This is a genomic window from Roseateles sp. GW821-FHT09H11 (assembly GCF_059415845.1).
The window spans coordinates 1-17,716 of sequence record NZ_JBWKOA010000001.1 but is presented as its reverse complement, the minus strand read 5'-3'; the positions used below and the strand labels follow the sequence as shown (position 1 = coordinate 17,716).

Below are 17,716 nucleotides of genomic sequence, written 5' to 3'. Positions count from 1 at the left end.
GGAGGTGGACGGGCACCGCGATTTCAACATCATTCCTGCCTCGTGATCGCAGGCGTCGCCCCTCAGGCGGCGACTCTGGCGAGCACGGATGGCGCGCACGCCGATCCTGGGCATCATCGCGGGTCCAGCACAGAGGAGCACCCGCCCCATGGCCAAGTACCTGATCTCCTTCCCCAGCGCCGCGATGGTCGTCCCCGACGGCGAATGGGACGCCGTGGTCCGCGACTCGCATGCCGTCATCGAGGAGGCGAAGTCGGCCCGTGTCTATGTCTTCGGCGGCGGCATCGACGAGAGCGTTCCGCCCGTGCTCGTCTCGGCGGACGGCACGGTCGCCGAAGGCGGCTATCCGTGGGCGCCGACGCTCAACGGCGGATTCTGTGTCCTGGAACTGCCTTCTCGCGAAGCGGCCGTCGATTGGGCCGCGCGCATCGCCAAGGCCTGCCGCTGCCAACAGGAGCTTCGCGTGTTCTTCTTCGATCCGGCGTCCTGACCCGCAGCCGCGTTTGAGCGCGGCCCCTCACGCCACCGCCAGATGCACCGCCTCCGCCAGCGCATCGACGCGGAACGGCTTCTTCAGGATGGACCTGGCGCCCAGCACCTGGCCGACCTTCTCCATGTCGGCATAGCCGGTCGCCAGGATGATGGGGATCGTGGGCCAGGCGTCCTGCACCCGGCGGATCAGTTCCCCGCCGTTCATGCCCGGCATCACGTAGTCCACGATCAGCAGGCTGGGTCGGCGCTCGCCCAGCGTGCGCAGCGCATCCGCGCCGTTGGAGACCGCCGACACCTGGTGGCCCAGCAGCTCCAGGCTCTGGACGATGGAATGGCGCACCTCGTCGTCGTCCTCGACGACCAGGATGTCCTGGCGCGGCGTGACCAGGCTGGACCGGTCCGCCTCGGACTCCTCCGCCAGCGACTCCGTCGCCAGCGGGAACAGCAGGTGGACCTGCGTCCCCTGCCCCGGCGCGCTCTCGATGCTCACCTGCCCGCCGGACTGCTTCGCGAAGCCGTACACCTGCGCCAGGCCCAGGCCGGTGCCGCTGCCCATCGCCTTCGTGGTGAAGAAGGGCTCGAACACGCGCTCGATGATCGACGGCGGAATGCCAGCACCGCTGTCGGCCACCGTCACCCGCACGCAGGGCACGACCTGACCCTCGCGCTCGCATTCCGCCTCTTGCGTGGTGATGGCGATGGTGCCGCCCTCCTTCATCGCGTCGCGCGCATTGAGCGCGAGGTTGAGCACGGCCATCTCCAGCTGGTTGGGATCCAGCAGCACGATCGGCTTCGGATGCGCCAGCTCCAGGGCGATGCGCACGCGCGAACCGACCGAGGTCAGCAGCAGTTCCTGCATGCCGTTGATCGACGCGTGGATGTCGATGGCCTGCGGCACCAGCGACTGGTTGCGGGCGAAGGACAGCAGCTGCTCGGTCAAACGCGCGCCGCGCTTCACCGTCCGCCGCGCGCCTTCGACGATCCGGCCGGCCGGCGGCGGGCAGTCCAGCCGCGCCAGCAGGTCGAGGTTGGTACCGATGACGTGCAGCAGGTTGTTGAAGTCGTGCGCGATGCCGCCGGTCAGGTGCCCCATGGCCTCCATCTTCTGGACCTGCAGCAGCGCCGCCTGCGCCCGCTCGCGCTCGGCGATCTCGTTCATGAGCCGGTTGTTGGCCATCGAGAGCTCGCGCGTGCGGCTCTCGATGCGGTCCTCGAGCTCGCGATTGAGCCGCTCCACCGCATCGTGCGCGACCGCCAGCTCCGCCAGCATCGCCCGGTTCGCATACTGCCGCGCCCGGGCGCGCACGGCCGCCTCCACGGCGGTGTGCAGCGTGTCGGGGCTCAGCGGACGCTCCAGCAGGATGACGTTGCCCATCAGGTGCAGCGAGGTCGCCGCGTTGGGCGGGCGCCGTCCGGTGCGCTTGCTGGTCAGGACGACGAACGGGAAGTCCGACCACGACGGCTGCCGGCTCAGCCACAGGTGCACCGGGCTGCCCGGCGCGATGGACAGCGCTTCCTCGGTCACGACGGCGGCCGCCGCCCCCTCGTTCAGCGCCGCCAGCAGCTGCTCCGGCGCCTGGACGGGCTGGGCCGGCGCCATGCCCGTCACCACCTCGGCGATCACCTGGGCATCCCGGCCGAACGGGGCCAGGATGATCACGCGGGATTCGAAGGCACTCGTCATTCAGCGCCGCTGCCGCTCGTCGTCGCGATCGCCGAGCAACGCGATGTCCCCGGCATAACGCGAGACGCCGGACACCACGCCCTCGAAGTCCGTCAGCGCCTCGCCGATTTCCACGCCCTGGTCGCCGAGGCGGAACTCGTGGATGGTGTTGGCGTGGCGGCTGGTGCGGCTCTTGGCCACCGAGATCGCCTTCAGCAGGTTGCCGCGCGCCTCGAAGTAGCGGAACAGCACCACGGCGTCGCTCAGGTAGCTGAGGTCGATGTCGATCCGTCCCTGGCCCAGGATGCCGTGCTGGCCCAGCACCAGGATCGTCATCACGCCGCGCTGGTTGAGGTAGGTCAGGAGCTCATGCATCTGCAGCATCAGGAACTTGCCGCCGGGCATGGCCTGGAGGTAGGCATTGAGGCTGTCGATCACCACCGTGCGGGCGCCGTCCTGCTCGACCGACTGCCGGACGCGCGCGGCGAATTCCCCCGCGGTGACCTCCGCGGGATCCAGGGCGCTGAGGAGGAAACGCCCGTCGTCGATGTCGGCCTGGAGGTCGTAACCCAGGGTCCTGGCGCGCGGCAGCAGCGTGCCCAGCCCCTCGTCGAACAGGTAGTAGGCGGCCCGCTCGCCGCGCCGCAGCGCGGCGTGGACGCAGGCGATGGCGGTGGTGGTCTTGCCGACGCCGGACGGTCCGACGAACAGCGTGTTGCTGCCGCGCGCCAGCCCGCCGCCCAGCGCGGCGTCGAAGGCCGCGTTGCCGGTGCTGACGTTCTCCGGAATGAAGGTCTTGTGGTGCTCGGCCGCGACCAGGCGCGGGAACACCTCCAGGCCGCCGGTCTTGAGGGTGAAGTCGTGCTCGCCGCTGCGAAAGCCGATGCCGCGCATCTTCGCCACGCGCAGGAAGCGTTTGTCGGCGCCGTACTCGCCGACGATCTGCTGCAACCACACGACCCCGTGGGCGATGCTGCGCAGCTGCATGTCGCCGGTGGAGGCGCTGAGGTCGTCCAGCATCAGCACCGTGCAGTCGTGGTGGGCGAAGAAGTGCTTGAGCGCGAGCACCTGGCGCCGGTACCGCAACGGGTCCTGCGCCAGCAGACGCATCTCCGACAGGCTGTCGAAGACCACGCGCTTCGGACGGGTCGCCTCGATCCGGGCCATCACGCCCTGGACGGTCTGGTTCAGCTCCAGCTCGGCGGGGTGGATGATGGACTGCTCCGCCTCCGGGCCCAGTTGCTCCGCGCTGACCAGCTCGAACACCTCCAGGCCGGCCTGATCGAGGTCCCAGCCGTGGGACTTGGCGACCTCCTTCAGCTCGGTGCCGGTCTCGGACAGCGTGACGTACAGACCCGATTCCCCGACGGCCAGCCCGGCGAGCAGGAAATGCATGCCGAGCGTGGTCTTACCGGTACCGGGTTCCCCCTCGAAGAGGTAGAGGTGGCCGGGGGGCAGCCCCCCCTGGAGGATGTCATCGAGGCCGGAAATACCGGTGGAACAGCGTGGTGGGGGCATGAGTCGGAAGGAGCGGACGGGAGGCGGTCAGGCCTGCCCCGAGCCGCGCGAACGCCGCCTGGACAGGGTGGATCACGCGCCGCGGCAATTTCCGCTCCCGCCCGGCGCCAGCGCCGGGCACCTCACCCCTCAGGCCACGCGAAACGGCCGCTCGACCAGCGCGGCAGGCACGGTCGAGCGGGGCGTCAAGGTGCTCGCGTCGGCCGACGAGAAGGTCGATCCGATCTGGATGCGCCCCTTGCCCGCCCGCTTGGCCGCGTACATGGCCTCGTCGGCCCCGCGCAGGATCGCCGCCGTCTCGCAGGCCCCGCGGGCCAGGACGATGCCGATGCTCGCGCTCACGGTCACGCGGTGGCCGCCCGCGACCTCGATCGGCCGCTCGATCTCCGCCAGGCAGCGCTGCAGGACGGCGCGGGCCCCGCCCACCTCGCTGTTGGCGGTCAGCACGATCGCGAACTCGTCGCCGCCCAGGCGGGCCACGATGTCGTTGGCGCGCAAGGTCTGCTGCAGCCGCGCGCCGACCTCCTTGAGCACCTCGTCGCCGGCCTCGTGCCCATGGCGGTCGTTGACGGGCTTGAAGCCGTCCAGGTCCAGGTAACAGACCGCGAGGCCCGTGTCCGCCCGCAGCGCGGTCGCCTGGGCGTCGGCGAGCTTTTCCTCGAACAGGCGACGGTTGGGCAGGCCGGTCAAGGCGTCCCGGAAGGCCATGCCGTAGGCCTTCTCCTCGCTCTGCTTGAGCGCGTCGATGTCCACCAGCATCCACAGGCTTTCGTCCTCGGAGACGAGCATGCCGCTGAGATCGATCCACAGCGCGGAGCCGTCCTTCCTGCGCATCTGCACCTGGGTGCGGAAGCGTTCGCCGGCATGCAGGGCGCCGTAGCCGGCCCGGCCGATGTGGTCGAAGGTGGCCTGGTCCAGGTAGAGGTCGCGCATCGACATGCCGCGCAGTTCGCCGGCGTCGTAGCCGAGGATGCGCGCCAGGGCGCGGTTGTCCCAGAGGATCACGCGCGACCGCAGGCGCACCATGCCCACCAGGTCGTTCTCCAGCATCAGCGACTGCTCGCGCGCGGTGCGGTCCGCGTCCATGCGGCCTTCGCTCTCGCGCTTGTGCCCGCGATAGAGCAGCACGGAGACGCCGCCGACCAAGGCGATCATCAGCGCCACCAGCCCCGACAGTTCGGCGGCCTGGCGGTACCAGGCCCCGAGATACTCCTCGGTGCTCAGGCCGGCGTAGATCGTGAACGGGTAGCCCGGCACGCGGTGGTAGGCGGTGATGCGCTCGACCTTGTCCAGGGCCGTCGGGGTCACGTACCAGCCGTGGCTCGCGTCGCGCTGCATGTTCTCGCGCAGGGCCTTGGAGACGTTCGCTTCGCCCAGGCCCTTGAGGGACCGGGGTTCGGACGCGGAATGCCGGGCCACCAGCAGGAAGTTGTCGTTCATGCGCATCGCCATGGCGCCGGACCGTCCGAGTTCCATGCCGGCAAAGCGTTGCGCGAAGTGGTCCGAGGTCACCTCCGTCAGCACGACGCCGTCGAAGCCGCCGTCGCCGTTGATCAGGCGCCGTGCGAGCACGATGCACCACACGCCCGCCGTGCGGCTCTTCAGCGGCTCGGACACCACGGTGGCGTCGCGCGCCCGCGCGCGCTCGAAGTACGGCCGGTCGCCCAGGTGGATGGCCGCCGTGCCTATGCCCGCGCCCTCGTCGGCGACCACCGCACCGGTCGCATCGACCACGCGAATCGCGCTCACGTGCTGGAGCAGCTGCCGTTGCTCGGCCACCATTGCCGCCAGGACGTCCGCCCGGTCCGCCGCGCGGGGCGTCTTGGCATACCGCTCGGCCACCGTGGCCAGGGCGTTGTCGATGAGGCGCAGCTCCGCGGCCACTTCACTGCCCATGCTCGTGGCCAGATTCTCGGCGGTCAGCTGCGCCGCGCCTTCATCGCCTTCGCGGGCGTTGTGCAGGCTCAGACCGGCCGCCACGCAGAGCATCAGTCCCAGCGCCACATTGCCCGCGGCCAGCCAGCGGCGCAGGCGGGTCAGTGACGTCGTCGCTTTCGTTCGTTGTTGCTGCACGGCAAGGCCTCCTTCGAGCGGAGCCATCGGCGGGGAATTCACGCCCTTGGTCCATGGTGGACGTTGTACGCGGGCCCCCTGGGACGCACCATCCGGGACTGGATGAAGCTCGTGTAGGGCGACGACTGACGAGGCCCGCCTGCCCCGGCAGATCGTCAGGAATGCCTCGGCTCGAGCGCGGACGGCCGGTTCGGGTTAGGGTGGAGGGATATCCGGGTAATCGCCTAGGCGCCTAAGCGCCTAAGCGCCTAAGCGCCAGAACGCCAGAACGCCAACGCCAACGCCAGAACGCCGTAACAGCCATGACAGCAACGACCGCCATCACCGCCACCGACGCGCCCTCCTCCGCCATCGTCTCCATCCAGCCGCTCGGGATGCCCTGGGAGACGATCGATCCGTTCCTGTTCTGCGTCCACCATGACGACGCCTATCCGCGCGGCAACGGCCGCCACGGACCGGACGCGTCGCTGCTGGCGGGCCGGAAGATGGGCTCGGACTTCTCACGCCAGGACGGCTGGAGCATGTACCACGGGCAGCAGGTGCCCGGCTTCCCGGCGCACCCGCACCGCGGCTTCGAGACGGTGACCATCGTCCGCAAGGGCCGCATCGACCATGCCGACTCGCTGGGGGCCGGCGCGCGCTTCGGCGGCGGGGACGTGCAGTGGTTGACCGCCGGCAAGGGCATCGTCCACGCGGAGATGTTCCCGCTGCTGCACACCGACCGGCCCAACCCGCTGGAGCTGTTCCAGATCTGGCTCAACCTGCCGGCGGACAGCAAGATGGTCGAGCCGCACTTCACGATGTTCTGGTCGCAGGACATCCCGCGGCACACCTTCGTCGACGAAGCGGGACGCGCGACCGAGGTCGTGGTGATCGCGGGCGGCCTGCCGGCCGCCGTCGATGGCGACGGCCATGCCGGCGCGGCCAGACCGCTCGCGCCGCCGCCGGACTCGTGGGGCTCTCGCCTGCATTCGGACCTGGCGATGTGGACGCTGCGCCTGGAAGCCGGTGCGACATGGACCCTGCCCGCGGCGCTGGGCGATGGCACGCGGCGCAAGCTGTACTTCTTCGCCGGCAGCCGGATCACCATCGAGGGTCAGGTGGTGCCCGTCGGTTCCTCCATCGAAGTGCGCGCGGGCGCCAGGGTCGTGCTGACCAACGGCGATGAACCGGGCGAGCTGCTGATGCTGCAAGGCCGCCCCATCGGCGAGCCGGTGGCGCAGTACGGTCCCTTCGTCATGAACACCGAGCAGGAGCTGCGTCAGGCCTTCGAGGACTACCGGCGCACCGAGTTCGGCGGCTGGCCCTGGCCCGACGCCGCGCCGGTCCACGGGGACGGCAAGGAAGAAGGCGGGGACGGCGACGACCGCTTCGCCCGGCACGCGGACGGCCGCACGGAGCGGCCGCCCGCGCAGGCGCGGGCCGACACGCTCCCCCTCAGGCCTTCAAGGTCAGACGCCAGCCGTTGAGCTTGCCGACGTCCTGCGCCTCGCGGTCGGCCACACGCAGCTTCCAGGCACCGGCCGCGGGCTGCCCGGCCAGGGCCGCCAGCGCCGGCGTGGTCGCCGACGTGTAGGTCGCGGCGAGATCGTGCGAGGACCCGCCGGCGCGCGCATGCAGCGGCACCAGGGTGCCGGCCGGCGACACGAGGCTGACTTCCAGGTCGCCGACCCAGCTGTGCGAGATCTCCACGGACACCTCCACGCTCGCGAGCACGAAGGCCCGGGGATTGCTCAGCGTGCGCTCGATGCCGGCGGCCTTGCCGTCCGGGATCGCGGTCCCGGGGGATTCCTTCAGCACCACGACGTCGGGCAGCGCGGCCGCGGCGGTGAGGTCCAGCCCCCAGCGCTGCAGACGGCCGCGGTCCTGCGGCGCGAGGTCCTGCACGGTCAGCGTCCAGGCGCCGCGGCTGCTGCGTCCCCGCAGCGTGGCCAATGCGGGCAGCGTGGACTCGTCGTAGGTCAGGTCGAGGTTCTTCGCGTTGCCGCCCTGCCCCTTCGGATGCAACTCGACCACGGCGCCCCAGGGCGTCGCGAGCGAGGCGCGAAGGTCGCCCACATAGGGGTGGGCGATGGTCAGCCCGATCTTGATGGACGCCAGCGTCACGTCCTCCGGCACCTGGATCGTGCTGCGGATGCCGGCGGCGTCGTTGTCGGGAATGGCAAGGTCGGGCTGCGCGACGTGCCGCACCGCGGCCGGCGGCGTGCCGGCGCCGAAGCGGCTGCGGAAGCTCATCGTCGCCCCGGAGGCGGAGATCTGGTCGATGGTCAGGTTGGAGGCCGTGCCGTTCCACCAGCGGCTGGAGGGCGTGGTGTCGTCGGCGAAACGCGCGGCGGGTCCCTTGTACAGGTCGCCGGCATCGCCCATCTGGTTGCGCCCGCGTTCGAGCTGGAAGAGCCCGTCGGCCTGTTCGAGCGACAGCTCGTAATGGCTGGCGGGTGTCATCTGTTCCCGGCTGTTGTCGCCGGTCTCGTCCACGTGCCAGATGGCGAGGCCGCTGTCGCGCAGCGAGCCGTCGCGCCCGCTGCGCTGGCGGTTCTCGACGAGGAAGTACTCGCGCCCGCCGCGGCTGTGGATGGCCATGTCGTTGCTGCCGGCCTTGAGCTCGACGATCCGGTCGTGTTCCAGCGGGATCACCTGGTTCGCCCAGCCCGACAGGCGCTTGAGGTAGGCGCTGATGGCGATGGGATTCTTCTCGTCGAAGTTGCCGGCGCACATCAGGCAGTACATGCCCACGCCGCTGGACTGCGCGTCCTCCTCGTCGTCGTAGAGATCGGGGTAGTCGCACAGCATGTGGCCGTTCTCGTGGCAGAAGGTGCCCAGCGTCAGTTCGCTGGTCATGGCGGTGAACTGGTAGTCCAGCGCGCCCTTGCCCGGCGCCAGCGGCACCGTCGCCTGCAACCGGTGCGCATGCGGCCACAGCCCGCGGGACCAGTTGTTGCGCACCTCGCCGGCATAGAACACGTTCATCGCGTAGACGAAGCCCTGCGCATCGGCGGTGAGCGGGGTGAAGTCGAAGCCCGTGGCCTTGTGGTGCGCCAGCGCCTCGCCGATCAGTTCCCAGGCCCGGATCGGCATCTGGATCGACTCGTCGGTGTAGTAGGTGCGCGGATGCTTGGCGCGGTAGTACGGCGCCACCACGTTGCTGTACTTGCAGCGCCCCGCGGAGTTGTCGAGGAAGAAATCGCGCACCGAGCCCTGGTTGCCGAAGCCGTTGTAGCCGACCTGGTTGCAGAAGCGATCGACCTCGTCGCGGGGGATGGTCGCCGGCTCGTCGACGAAGTCGATCAGCAGGCACAGGCCGACGAAGTCGCCCACCGTCTGGCGCTGCGGCGGGGCCAGCAGCGGCCCGCCCGACGAGCCCAGGTTGCGCAGCGAGCGCAGCTCCTGCTGGCGTTCCGCGCGGCGCTGATCGCAGCGGCGGGCCAGCGGACTGCCGGCGGCTTCACGCTGCAATGGCGACACCTGCACGAGTCCGGCGCTGCCGGTCCCGCCCGGAGCAGCGGCCAGCGCCGCCACCAGTCCCGGCGGCGGTGTCGCGACCGGCCCGTACCAGCCGGTCTGCGGGTTCAGCACCACCGGCCGGCCGTCGAGGGTCTCGAAGGTGGCGCGGAACTGGTTGCCGCTGCCGCGCACGGCCAGCGTGCTGCCGTCGGGCTGGGTCAGCGTGAAGGGATGATCCTGGAATCGGACGGACATGGCGATGACTCCCTCGGTGCGCGCAGGGGGATGAGGCAGCGATCCGAGGGAGATCAGGCGGAGATCGGGAGGAGAGCGATCAGGGTTCGATCCCCCGGCGATCACCGCGGCCTGCGGGCTGCACCGAAAGAATCAGCGTAGGCAATGCATCGAGCCGTCGCATCATCCGTGTTGATGAGTCCGGGCACCGCCGTGGCGTTCCGGGCGGGGAGGCGGACGGGCGTCCCGGGCGGCGGTTAAGCTGGCGCGCAAGGAGCCAGCGATGAACGTTTCCAGGGCCTCGGCCTACGGCGAGAGTGTCGGTGCCGTCAGCTACCGTTTCGACAGCCTGCGCGAGCTGATGGCCAAGGCCACGCCGGAGCGCTCGGGCGACCGGCTCGCGGGCGTCGGCGCCGGCTCCGAGCAGGAGCGCGTCGCCGCGCAGATGGCCCTGGCCGATCTGCCGCTGAAAACCTTCCTCAACGAGGCGCTGGTCCCCTACGAGGACGACGAGGTCACCCGCCTCATCGTCGACACGCACGACGCCGCGGCCTTCCTCCCGGTCGGGCACCTGACGGTTGGCGGGCTGCGGGAGTGGCTGCTCTCGGACGCGGCCGACACGGCGGCCCTGACGCGCCTGGCTACGGGGCTCACGCCCGAGATCGTGGCCGCGGTGAGCAAGATCATGCGGAACCAGGACCTGATCCTGGTGGCGAGGAAGTGCGAGGTCGTCACGCGTTTCCGCAACACGCTGGGCCTGCCGGGCCGGCTGTCCACGCGGCTGCAGCCCAACCACCCGACCGACGATGCCAGCGGCATCGCCGCCAGCGTGCTGGACGGGCTGATGTACGGCAGCGGCGACGCGGTCATCGGCATCAATCCCGCGACCGACAACGTGACCCAGGTCTCGCACCTGCTGGGCCTGCTCGCGGAGGTCATCGAGCGCTTCGAGATTCCCACCCAGAGCTGCGTGCTCACCCACGTGACCAACACGCTGCAGTGCATCGAGCGCGGCGCGCCGGTCGACCTGGTGTTCCAGTCCATCGGCGGTACGGAGGCGACCAACCGCAGCTTCGGCATCGACCTGAAGCTGCTGGGCGAGGCCCGCGCGGCGGCGCTGTCGCTGGCGCGGGGCGCCGTCTTCGACGACGGACAACGCGGCCGGCACGTCATGTACTTCGAGACCGGCCAGGGCAGCGCGCTGTCCGCCGGCGCGCACCACGGCTGCGACCAGCAGACCGTCGAGGCCAGGGCCTATGCGGTGGCGCGGCACTTCGAGCCGCTGCTCGTGAACACGGTGGTCGGCTTCATCGGGCCCGAGTACTTGTACGACGGCAAGCAGATCATCCGCGCGGGACTGGAGGACCACTTCTGCGCCAAGCTGCTCGGCCTGCCGATGGGCTGCGACATCTGCTACACCAACCATGCCGCGGCCGACCAGAACGACATGGACGTGCTGCTGACGCTGCTGGGCGTGGCGGGCTGCAACTTCATCATGGGCATCCCGGGCTCGGACGACGTGATGCTCAACTACCAGACCACGTCCTTCCATGACGCGCTGTATGCGCGGCGGGTGCTGGGACTGCGCCCCGCGCCGGAGTTCGAGCGCTGGCTCGAGCGCATGCGCATCGCCCGCCCCGGCGCGCCGGGTCATCTGGTGGACGGCATGTCCCCGGCCTTCGCGGCCTTGCTGCCGTCGTCGTGAGGACAGCCATGAGCGACGACACCATGAGCGACACCCTCATTTCCAACCCCTGGAGCACGCTGCGCCGGCACACGCCGGCGCGCATCGGCCTGGGCCGCGCGGGCGTCAGTCAGCCCACGGCGGCGCACCTGGCGTTCCAGCTCGCCCATGCGCAGGCGCGGGACGCGGTGCATCGCGAGTTGGATCACGAGGCGCTCGCCGCCTCGTTGAGCGCGGCGGGGCTGGCGACACTCGATCTGCACAGCGCCGCCACCGATCGGGCCATGTACCTGCAGCGGCCGGATCTCGGTCGTCGGCTCGACGACAGGTCGACCGCGCTGCTGGCCGGGTGTGAGGTGGAAGGTCCGCCAGACCTCGCGCTGATCGTGGCGGACGGCCTGTCCGCGTTGGCGATCGAGCGTCATGCCCTCGCCTTCATCTCGGCGCTCAGGCCGCTGCTGGCGAACGACTGGCGCTGGGCGCCCGTGGCCATCGCTCGCCAGGCGCGCGTCGCGATCGGCGATCCGATCGGTCACGCGCTGGGGGCGAAGCTCGCCGTCGTGCTGATCGGCGAGCGCCCGGGCCTGAGCTCCCCCGACAGCATGGGCGTGTACGTCACCTGGGCGCCTCGGCCCGGCCGCGTGGACGCGGAGCGCAATTGCATCTCCAACGTGAGGCCGGAAGGCTTGGCGCCGGACGCGGCGGCGGCGCGCCTCGCGTGGTTGCTCAACGAGGCGCGATCCCGTCAGGTGACAGGTGTTGCCTTGAAGGATGAGAGCGGCGACGCGGCGCCGGCGGTTGAAACGAGGGCGTCGTTCCGGCTGGATGGGCGCTGATGACTGCCGCGGCCGCTGGCCCTCACCCCCGCCCTCTCCCGCAAGCGGGAGAAGGTGCCATACACCTCACGGCGAAACGAAGCTTTCCTTGCCCGCCTTCTTCTCGTCCTCGGCGATCTTCAGGTCTGCCTCGTCCACCGCGCCGTCCTTGTTGCGATCGTGCAGGGTGAACATGCGCAGGCCGGCGGTCTGGAACTCCTCCAGGCTGATGCTGCCGTTCTTGTCGGTGTCGAGCACACCGAAACGGACCTTGGCCTGACGCATCTGGCGCTGCAGTTCCTCGCGGCGCTTCTCCGGGTCGGCGATCTTGCCGACGCGCTGCATCAGCCGACCCTCGAATTCGCCGAGGTATTCGGCCTCGCTCAGCTGGCCGTCGGCATTGAAGTCGATGCGCACGAACTCGACCTCGCGGCCCAGCTTGAATTCGGCCAGCAGCACCTTGCCGTCGCCGTTGAGGTCCTGCTCGGCGATGAAGGTGGTCGAGGAATGCGACGCGGCCAGCGCAGGCAGCGCGGCCAGTCCCAGCAGGGCGACGAACAGGTGACGTGGGAGGGAGGTCTTCATGGCTGGGGCTGCACTTCGATGGTCAGGGTGGCCGTGGTGCTGATCCACAGCGCGGGGTTGTCCGCCGAGGCGCGACGCACGCGCACCTGGAGCAGGTAGAGACCCGCCGTCTTCGGCTTGAAGCTCACTTCGCCGGCGGCGTTGGTGGTGAAGTCCTGCTCCGCCTGCTTGTGGCTGACGTAGTTCTGGCCGTCGGCGATGACGGTCACGGTCTCGCCGGCCAGGGGCTGGCGGCTGTCGCGCACGCGCACGGTGACGGGGTCTCCGGCATAGAGGTCATAGGGCTGGGTCACCGGATAGATGCCGACGCCGTCGGTGTCGAAATCCGCCGCTCTCGGACGGCCGCGGCTGACGTAGACGTCGGCGCGGGTGATGCTCTGCACCTCGATCGGCTTGTCGCCCGGCTGCGTGTCTTCCGCGCGTTCGGCGAAATGCACCTTGCCGTCGCGCAGCACGCCCTTGGCCAGCCGGCCCTTGCGCACCCCCGACGACACGAGATAGGTGCCGTTGCCGGCGCCGAGCGGCACCTCGAGATAGGTCGCCTCCTTCAGCGCGGCCGCCGGCGTCAGCGCCAGCTTCCTGCCGTCGGGCCCGATCACGTGGAAGGCGTCGGACTTCATCGCCACGTCGGGCCGCAGGTCGCCTTCGGCGAACGAGGCTTCCACGATCACCTGCTTGCGCTGCTCCTCGGCGCTGAAGGTATTGGGCTTGAGATAGGGCGAATGGGCCTGGGCGCCCGCGCAGAGCAGCAGCGGGGTCAGCCAGGGGCCGATCTTGTCGAGCGTGAAGAGGGACATCGCGATTCGTGCCGGGTTGAGTCGGTCGGCACTATAGATGAGAATTGATCTCAATTGAGAATCATTGTCATCAATCGCGGAACAGGTGGCCTTCGGGGCCTGGTGCCAGGTGTTGCGTCCGGACCGAGGCGGAGGAAGCATCCTGCTGTCGCATGACTGCCCGACAATGTTCCTCAGACCCGTTCAAGGGACAGAGGAATCAACGCATGCAACACCTCGCCGACCTGGCCTTGACGGCAGGCCAGCCCCTGAAGCGCCGGAGCTTCCTTGGCGCGGCGCTCGTCGCCGCGACGCCGGCCGTCGCGCAGTCCGGGCGCGTGCCCCCGGTCGTCCCGCTGGCCCTGTCCGAGGCCGTCGATGCCACCTTCCTGACCCCGATCCTGACGGTCGTCGAACAGGCCGCCAAGCTGCGCTGGGAGCGGAGCGCCGTGCCCTTCTCCCGCCTGCTCCGGCTGGTCGAACGGGGCGAGACCATCGGTTTCGGCGTCAGCCCGACCGAAGAGCGCAGCGAGCGGCTGAGCTTCTCGGTGCCCCTCTTCCGCGGCGCCATCTGGACCGTCAGCCGGCGGGACCGCCAGCTCGATGTCCGCCATGTCGACGACCTGCGCGGTCGGGTGGTCTGCATGTCCCGCATGGCGACCTACGGCAACGCGCTGGCCAATCCCGCCGCGGATGGTCTGGACGTGCGACCGGTGGCGGGTGACCTGTCGCGTCGGCTTCGCACGCTCGAGGCCGGACACTGCGACGTGCTGCTCGTGACCAGTTTTCATGGCTCCGCCGACAGCGTCCATGCCCGGCTGCGCGCGGCGGGTGGGAATCTGCAGACGCTGCAGGTCGGACGACAGCCGCTGTCGGCGCAAGACGTGCATTTCGCGGCGGCCAAGGACAGTCTGCTCGCGGCGTGGCTGCCCCGGATCGACTCGGCCATCGGCGCGCGCCGCAAGGAGATTCAACGCCTGGTCAGCCTGGGCGACGGCTAGTCGCCGCCGGGCGCGCCGTTCACTCCAGGCCGTACTGGCCTCCGTCTGGCGCTGGCCGTCACGGGCACCGGCGTGGGCCTTCAGCGTGCTGGCGTTGATCGCTTGCGCTGCGCTGCCCCTCTTCGCGACACGCATGCCGGAAACCGGTACTGCGCGTCATCCTGCCACTCCCCCGGGCGTCGAGCCCTCGCCCCCCATCGTTTCATGAGCGCCCCCCTCTCCTCACGCCCCAGCCCCGATCCGTCGGACCCTGCACCGGACCTCCCGCCCGGCGATCACGATGCCGGCCCGGGCGGCAACCGTCTGCTGGGTTTCCTGGCCCTGGTGGCCGTCGCCTTCGCCCTGCTGCGGCCGATCTCGCCGGGCGACTGGTTGCGCCTGATCGACTGGCAGACCCTGGGGGCGTTGACCGGCCTGCTGGCCATCACGCAAGGCGTCGAACGCAGCGGCGTGCTGCAGGGTGCCGCCCGCGCGCTGCTGGCCCGCACCGGCACGGCGCGGCAATTGGCGCTGGTGATGTGCGCGGTCGCCGCAGTGCTCGCCGCGCTGGTCACCAACGACGTGAGCCTGTTCCTGCTGGTGCCACTGACCCGCGAGCTGGCCGCGCAGGCCAAGCTGCCCCTGGCACGACTGGTCGCGCTGGAGGCGCTGGCGGTGAACGCCGGCTCGTCGCTGACGCCGATCGGCAACCCGCAGAACCTCTACCTCTGGCATCGCTCCGGCGAGTCCTTCGGCGGTTTCATCGCGATGATGGGACCGTCGGTGGGCGTGATGCTGGTCCTGCTGACGGCGACCATCCTCCTCACGATGCCGGGCACGCCGATCACGATCGCGCCCGCGCGGCACAAGACGGCCACCCAGCCCCGGCTGCTGACGCTGTCCGTCGTGCTGTTCGTGGGCTTCGTGCTGTCGCTGGAGCTGCACCAGTGGGTGCCCGCGCTGGCGGTGGTGGTGGCGGTCTACGCGCTCTGGTACCGGGAGGTGCTGAAGCGGCTGGACTGGGCCCTGCTCGCCACCTTCGCCCTGATGTTCGTGGACCTGCACCAGCTCGTCGCCCTGCCCCAGGTGGCCGGCCTGCTGGCGCGGCTGCCGCTGGACCAGCCGCTGCCGGCCTATCTGGCGGCGATCGTGAGCTCGCAGGTGATCAGCAATGTGCCGGCCACCTTGCTGCTGGCGGACCACCTGCCGCAACCGGCCGTGCTGGCCATCGGCGTGAACGTCGGGGGCTTCGGCTTCGTGCTGGGATCGATGGCCAACCTCATCGCCCTGCGCCTGGCGCGCGTGCCGGGCGGGCTGGCGGAGTTCCATCGCATCAGCCTCCCCTTCCTGGTGGTGTGCGCGGTGCTGGTGGGGTGGCTGACGCTCTGAGCGGTGGCCGCCGGTTCAGCCGACGAGGAGGCTTCAGAACCTGTCGCAGTGATCCGGCTGGGCGTTGCTCTTCGGCGTCCAGGTCTGATACGCAGCGACCGCCGCGCCTGGGTAGGCGCCCCGCTGACAAGCGATGAGCGCTTCGCGGCTTCCTTCGACGCCCCATTCGAAGAGGGTCCTGATCGGCTGCACGCGCATGGACTGGCCGGTGCCTGCGACAGGCTTTGCCGCCGGCAGTTGCGCGGCCGGAGCCGCATCGCGCGCCGCATGCGGAGGCAGCCGCAGATCGAGGGGCGCAGACGGACGCTCAGCATCGGACAGTGGCAAGGTCACCGCCCACGCAGGGATCGTGCAGATCATTGCGACCAGGACCCAGAAGGCAATGGTCAACGAGCGGCGAGTCTGACCATAGATGCGCGGATTCTGGCGCTCCAACTTGTCCTGCTCTTCCGGGGTGGCCTTCCATGCGCGCCATGCCACCAGTGGAGCGCTTGCGAGAAAGACGACGCCCGCGAGCCAGGGGATCGCGACCACCGTCCAGAAGTACACCGGACGATCCGTTGCCGTGATCAGCGTCGATCGGGTCCTGAAGCTCCCATCAGCGGCCATGCGCTGCGACATGTAGACCAGCGCGGCGCCCGCGGCCAGGATGACCACGACCAGGAGGACAGAAAGAGCGGCGAAGCGGATGCGGCGAAGGGTCATGAAGGAGCGTGCAACGGCTGCGCGGGAGTATCCGCGAAGTCCGATCGCGCGGCGAAGCAGAAGATTGCGGCTTTGCTTTCCTCCCTCCCAATGGATCGCAGCAACTCATCCAGGGCTGGATCCCTCATGCGGGATCCTGGGAAGCCCGCATTCATTCAACCGGTGGAATCGAGTCAATGCGTCTTGCCCGGCGCGCCAGCAGCGGCAACACCAGGGCGCCCAGCCCCATCAGCGCCCAGGTGGCGGGCTCGGGGACCACTTCGGAGAAAGACTGTGCGTAGCTGATCCCCTGCGAGGTCAGCGCCGAGAACCCGCTCACCAGTTGCCCGGACGAGTCCCGCACCGACAGGATGCCGCCCCACGCGGTGAACGCTTCCCCCATCCCCCAGTTGCCATAGGCGTATTGCGACTCGAGCCCCGTCGGGATGGCGGATCCATTGGCTTGCATCGCGGCGGCGAAATCGAGCTCGATCGGCCGCCCGAAGGCAAAGGTCAACGCGAAGGTATGCCTCGCGCCGTGCAGGCCGGTCACGCTGAGGTCGTCGAGCCCGGTACTGTCGGTCACGCGGGAGATCCCCGACCCGGCCATGACGGTCGTCGGCCAGGCGCCGGTCACCGCGTCGAGTCCGGTGCTGTTCACCTGCAGCGAGGTGTTCCATGTCATCTCGCTGCGCGCGAGGCCGAAAGGCGGTGTGCCGATGATGCCGCCGGCAAAGGAGGTCGAAGAGAGCTTGGCCGCAGTCACCACCTGGAACAGCATCGTGCCGACCGTGCCGTCCGCGCAGCCGCCGCAATGGATGATGAAACTGTCGGTCAACCGGGCCGACGCGCTCGATGAGGCGATGGACGCCGAGTCGTCATGCCCGATGGTGCGCGTCGTGGCGTTGGCGGACAGGAACACCAGCCCCGCGAGCGCACCGCCGCCGGCACTGCTGCTGCTCTCCGCGCCATTGAAATTCGGCCGATATTCCGCGATCTCCGCAGAGGTCAAGGTGCCGGTGGGCACGTTGTCCACCACCGATCGGGCGTCGACCGGCGCGATGAGATTCAGCGTCCGGGCTTCGCTGCGCGCCTCCCCGCTGTAGGTGGCGGCCGTCGCTGCGGACCCGGTGGCGACCAGGATCATCGCCAGCAGGCCCGGCACGGTGACCAGGAACCTGCGAAGCGTGAAGGCTCGAGAGACACGTGTCGCGATGCGCATGGCAGCACTCCTGACGTCCTGAGGCCTTGCGCAGGCTAGCACCGCCGTGTCGCCAGGGGTGACGGCGTCCCAGGGATGCAGTGTTGATTGCCGCCGAATCCTGACCCACCGACCGCACTGATTTCCGTTCAAACCTGACCCACGTATGAACCCTAGC

General features: G+C 69.7%; 14 protein-coding genes. 6 read left to right on the top strand and 8 right to left on the bottom strand.

Annotation, left to right across the window (positions count from 1 at the left end):
- Positions 1-148 precede the first annotated feature (148 nt).
- The gene (locus AC07PR_RS00070; RefSeq protein ID WP_483106705.1) at positions 149-490 is read left to right on the top strand and encodes a YciI family protein; all 342 of its coding nucleotides are present in this window, start codon (positions 149-151) and stop codon (positions 488-490) included.
- Between the two features lie 27 nt (positions 491-517).
- Here AC07PR_RS00070 and AC07PR_RS00065 read toward each other — a convergent pair whose 3' ends face one another.
- The 3 genes from AC07PR_RS00065 to AC07PR_RS00055 form a co-directional block, all read right to left on the bottom strand.
- Entirely contained in the window at positions 518-2,176 is a 1,659-nt protein-coding gene (locus tag AC07PR_RS00065; RefSeq protein WP_495133944.1) for a response regulator, read from the bottom strand.
- Positions 2,177-3,673, bottom strand: coding sequence for an ATPase domain-containing protein (locus AC07PR_RS00060; RefSeq protein WP_483106707.1), 1,497 nt, complete (start codon positions 3,671-3,673; stop codon positions 2,177-2,179).
- A gap of 129 nt (positions 3,674-3,802) precedes the next feature.
- Positions 3,803-5,746 carry a diguanylate cyclase domain-containing protein gene (locus tag AC07PR_RS00055; protein WP_495133943.1) on the bottom strand — a complete coding sequence of 648 codons (1,944 nt, stop codon included), beginning with the start codon at positions 5,744-5,746 and terminating at the stop codon, positions 3,803-3,805.
- 302 nt (positions 5,747-6,048) lie between these two features.
- Between AC07PR_RS00055 and AC07PR_RS00050 the strand changes: the two genes are divergently transcribed.
- Positions 6,049-7,215 (top strand): pirin family protein, encoded by a 1,167-nt coding sequence (locus tag AC07PR_RS00050; RefSeq protein WP_495133942.1) that lies wholly within the window; start codon positions 6,049-6,051, stop codon positions 7,213-7,215.
- Here AC07PR_RS00050 and AC07PR_RS00045 read toward each other — a convergent pair.
- Positions 7,184-9,445: a M6 family metalloprotease domain-containing protein gene (locus AC07PR_RS00045; RefSeq protein ID WP_495133941.1), complete on the bottom strand. Its 2,262-nt coding sequence runs from the start codon at positions 9,443-9,445 to the stop codon at positions 7,184-7,186. The two genes, AC07PR_RS00050 and AC07PR_RS00045, sit on opposite strands and share 32 nt — an antisense overlap.
- A gap of 262 nt (positions 9,446-9,707) precedes the next feature.
- Here AC07PR_RS00045 and AC07PR_RS00040 point away from each other — a divergent pair, with 262 nt between their 5' ends.
- Together AC07PR_RS00040 and eutC are read left to right on the top strand one after the other, a co-directional pair.
- Entirely contained in the window at positions 9,708-11,129 is a 1,422-nt protein-coding gene (locus tag AC07PR_RS00040; RefSeq protein ID WP_495133940.1) for an ethanolamine ammonia-lyase subunit EutB, read from the top strand.
- Between the two features lie 8 nt (positions 11,130-11,137).
- Positions 11,138-11,944 carry an ethanolamine ammonia-lyase subunit EutC gene (gene eutC, locus AC07PR_RS00035; RefSeq protein ID WP_495133939.1) on the top strand — a complete coding sequence of 269 codons (807 nt, stop codon included), beginning with the start codon at positions 11,138-11,140 and terminating at the stop codon, positions 11,942-11,944.
- 66 nt (positions 11,945-12,010) lie between these two features.
- On the opposite strand, the gene AC07PR_RS00030 is transcribed toward eutC, so the two are convergent.
- Both AC07PR_RS00030 and AC07PR_RS00025 read right to left on the bottom strand, forming a co-directional pair.
- Positions 12,011-12,508, bottom strand: coding sequence for an EF-hand domain-containing protein (locus AC07PR_RS00030; protein ID WP_495133938.1), 498 nt, complete (start codon positions 12,506-12,508; stop codon positions 12,011-12,013).
- The gene (locus tag AC07PR_RS00025; protein WP_495133937.1) at positions 12,505-13,305 is read right to left on the bottom strand and encodes a DUF4198 domain-containing protein; all 801 of its coding nucleotides are present in this window, start codon (positions 13,303-13,305) and stop codon (positions 12,505-12,507) included. Before AC07PR_RS00025 ends, AC07PR_RS00030 begins: the two co-directional genes overlap by 4 nt.
- Positions 13,306-13,511: 206 nt before the next feature.
- On the opposite strand from AC07PR_RS00025, the gene AC07PR_RS00020 reads away from it, so the two are divergent.
- Positions 13,512-14,285 carry a substrate-binding periplasmic protein gene (locus AC07PR_RS00020; protein ID WP_495133936.1) on the top strand — a complete coding sequence of 258 codons (774 nt, stop codon included), beginning with the start codon at positions 13,512-13,514 and terminating at the stop codon, positions 14,283-14,285.
- Positions 14,286-14,489: 204 nt separating this feature from the next.
- Positions 14,490-15,653 carry an SLC13 family permease gene (locus AC07PR_RS00015; RefSeq protein WP_483106718.1) on the top strand — a complete coding sequence of 388 codons (1,164 nt, stop codon included), beginning with the start codon at positions 14,490-14,492 and terminating at the stop codon, positions 15,651-15,653.
- A gap of 33 nt (positions 15,654-15,686) precedes the next feature.
- Here the strand turns inward: AC07PR_RS00015 and AC07PR_RS00010 are convergent, their stop codons facing one another.
- Together AC07PR_RS00010 and AC07PR_RS00005 are read right to left on the bottom strand one after the other, a co-directional pair.
- Positions 15,687-16,358 carry a hypothetical protein gene (locus tag AC07PR_RS00010; protein WP_495133935.1) on the bottom strand — a complete coding sequence of 224 codons (672 nt, stop codon included), beginning with the start codon at positions 16,356-16,358 and terminating at the stop codon, positions 15,687-15,689.
- Between the two features lie 151 nt (positions 16,359-16,509).
- Entirely contained in the window at positions 16,510-17,559 is a 1,050-nt protein-coding gene (locus tag AC07PR_RS00005) for a PEP-CTERM sorting domain-containing protein (RefSeq protein ID WP_495133934.1), read from the bottom strand.
- Positions 17,560-17,716 lie beyond the last annotated feature (157 nt).